General features: G+C 54.7%; 3 protein-coding genes. All 3 read right to left on the bottom strand.

Translation table 11 applies throughout. From position 1 onward, the window contains the following. A partial coding sequence (locus ACK59L_RS21440) for a protein rep (protein ID WP_409275935.1) occupies nt 1-843 on the bottom strand: 843 nt, incomplete at its 3' end. 788 nt (nt 844-1,631) lie between these two features. Next, nucleotides 1,632-2,234 carry a hypothetical protein gene (locus tag ACK59L_RS21435; protein WP_409275933.1) on the bottom strand — a complete coding sequence of 201 codons (603 nt, stop codon included), beginning with the start codon at nt 2,232-2,234 and terminating at the stop codon, nt 1,632-1,634. Nucleotides 2,235-2,818: 584 nt separating this feature from the next. Further along, nucleotides 2,819-3,082 (bottom strand): hypothetical protein (locus ACK59L_RS21430; RefSeq protein ID WP_409275931.1); only part of this gene is annotated, 264 nt, incomplete at its 5' end.

The raw sequence follows: 3,082 nt of genomic DNA, 5'->3' as shown, positions 1-3,082 counted from the left end.
GATCAGCTTCCACTGCTCGATCTCCAAATGACCGAGCAAGTCAGCGTCATCACGCTGCTCCTCCGCCACCTCTTCGTCGCTCTGCTCGATCACGCCGACCTTCGCCTTGAGCCCTGCTGACCAGAACAACTGACGCTTGCCCTTCATCGCCGCGGCGTAGTCCAGGTATCGATGGCCAGCCTTCCAATCACCGTCTTGGAACAGGGCGAGCAGTGCGAAGGGATGCTTACCCTTGGCCCGACCGGCCTTGGTCGAAGCCTTAGCGATCTCTGCATCCACGCCCCAATGGCGGCTGTCATCCTGCTTAGCCAAATAGTCGCTAGCAGTACACCAACCCTTCACATCGACGGCGTGCGATTCAAACGCGGCGATCTGGGCAGCGTTGTCCAGGTCGATCAGACCCGCACGTGCGCAGCTGGTCTTCCAACGCTCGAGCACAGTCTTTTTCATGCTGTCGGCATCGGTACCGGCATCGACGAACCACAGTTCGTGGGTGTGCGGATGCCAGCCATTGTCGCCATGGGTCAGTTCAAGCGAACGGATCAATCCCTGGTAACCCGTGGATTTTTTGAAACGGCTCCAAGGCGAACCCTCGCGCAGGTACTTCAGCGCGGTCTTCTGCTGCTCCAGTAGATCCGTCAGTTCATCCCAGGCGTAGTGAGGGAACGTCAGGGTCACCATCGCCGTTTGCAGGCCCTGGGCATCAGCCCAGGCCACAGCCTTGGCCACCTCTTCACGGCGACGCTCCTGAACCTTCGCAGCGCAGACCGGGCACGCCCAAACACTGCCGCAATTCATCACTCCGCTGTAGAAAGCACTGCCATGCTCGCGCGAGGCGTGCACGCCGACCATTCCCGCCACTGGCGTCCATTTGCACTTGGCCGTGCGATGCCAGTCTTGCGGGTGCAGCAGTCCTTCCCGTTTCCCCTCATGGAGGAACAGGGCCCGTGCAGATGCAAGGAGGTCATAACGCTCAGCCCGGTTGGCCTGCAGCTTCGCTCGCAAGTCCTGGGGGGGTAGAGGATTTCGTGTACTTCCCGAGGCGCCGCCCCGACCAACGGCGTTACGCCCTAAACCTGGTGCTGTCACGCCCACCTCCGCCAGTCCTGGCGGGGGTCGGCACTTGATAAATCACGTGCACGGTGGTCATACTATCCCCGAATCTTAACGATGAAACCCGGGGAGCGTTGGCGCGCTTTGATCCGGGTTTTGTTGTTTTTGGCGTCTCATTTTTCCTATGAGCGCTCCGTTCATCTTGCTCTGCGAGCCGCCTCGATTCAAGCCGATACCACGGCCAACTCATTGAGACTCACAGCCTTTTTCAAGAACTGGTACATATAGTCACCAACCTTGATTGCCATGCCGATAGGTTGCCATCACCAGAAGGTGTGTCAGCAGCCCACTTTGCACAAAAAATTCAAATGCCTCCGGCGGCCCTCCGGGGGCTGCTCGCCGCGAGGCAGGCGGCTGGGGGAAAAGCCCCCCCAGCCACCAGCCATTAGCGTTTTTCTACGCGTGGGCTCAAGGGTTCGCTTCGCCCGTACCTCCGTTCGCCGGGGAGATGAAGCGCTTCCCCGACGAGCCGGGGGATCGGCCCTTGACCCGCTAAATCCGCTAATGACACAAAAAAATCAGAGGCCTAAAACCTGATATGCATTGTGTCGCCGCCTCCTCTCCTCACCTTCAAGAGCAACACTGATCAAGGTGTGGGTATAGAGGATGTCCAGGGCAGGCCGTATTTGCGAACGCTGGCAGGCCAAATATTTCTCAATAAGGTCGTATCCAATAAGCACCGTCTCAGATGAGTTGGGACGATAAGCAATCAGTAGCAGATAGAGCTTCAGTGCAGTCAGCGGTATCGCACCTCTGTTCGGCAACGTCCGCAACTGCTTCAGAATTCGGTCATAGGGCACCTTCCCCCAATGGTCGTCATTTTTCAAAACCGTAAGTTCGTATTCATGAACACGGCTGTCCTTACCTACCGCAACGATCCCAAAGCCCTGCAGCTTGGCTAAACCACGAATCACCATAGGTCGCGAAAGACCAGTCAAGGTCTCCAGATCTGAGAGCGATAGCTTCGCCTTCCTGGTGTGGAAATCTACTGCCGTTGAGATCGCAAGCACACATTTCAAAGCGGCAATGTTTTGGCCAGCATCCTTGCCAGCAGAAAACCTCGATAGGCCATCTTTGTCCCTGACCCACCAGGTAGGGCACATGCAAAACTTTCTGGCCATCAATCCTTCCTCATTGCCTTACACAGCTGCCGAACACATTCGGCTACGACCAGGAGAGCTACGACAGAAATTACGGTTACCAGAACCATTGGGTTGGCATCCGAAATTGCAGAAATGAACGCAGTGAAAATTTCCATAAAGTCACCAAAAAATAGAGCGCTGGCAAAAGCATACCTACTCGATGTACGTCTATCTAGATAGAGTGGTTTTGTTTTTAACCCAAAAAAACCGCTATAGCCCTTGTTATTCAAGGGTTGTAGATTTTAAAAATGGATAAATATAATGCGCGTATCGGTAAACCAGAAGCCTAAAAAGGCTATTTATCGGTAAACCTCACGACCCTACCAGTAAATGGGAAGGGTGAAAAAACCAGAATAACCCCGATGAGCTCGTTTGCAAGAGGCATCGAGCTAGTAGAGGTTTACAGTTTCCGATTCGGAAACTGCTCCCGTGAGCCGGTAGGCGAATGGGCAAGACGTGAAGATGCGTTAGCTAACTTCACCTGTCTTGCCCTGCAGCACTCCTATCCCTGCAAGATATTCCGGACGTTGCAGCAGTGTTGCTCTCGCTTGCTCAGCAAGGTTTTAAAGGGCTAATTCCGCGTGAGCGCTGTAAGGAAAACCCAATTTTTTGTCGTTGCTGGTACACGGCTGCTTAACAAATGGGGGGCCATTTAACGCACTCATTTTCGCGCCCGCGAAAATGAATCGTCTTTGCTGAGGAATGCTGCTGGCCGAATCCAGAAATCTCTGACGTGCTTGAATCGAACGCAAAAGGTGCTGAATCGCCACCCAACCGCCATTGCTCTCCGCCAAATCCAAGACCTTCGCACGCAGGCCAGCCTGGCG

The organism is Pseudomonas sp. KCJK9111 (assembly GCF_046231935.1).
GTDB lineage: Bacteria > Pseudomonadota > Gammaproteobacteria > Pseudomonadales > Pseudomonadaceae > Aquipseudomonas > Aquipseudomonas parafulva_B.
Note: the sequence above shows the minus strand (reverse complement) of the source record. Positions and strands in the feature narration are given on the sequence as shown.

What these genes read in the sequence shown, in the direction of transcription:
- ACK59L_RS21435 (WP_409275933.1), bottom strand. Translation starts at nt 2,234, where the DNA reads ATGGCCAGAAAGTTTTGCATGTGCCCTACCTGGTGGGTCAGGGACAAA.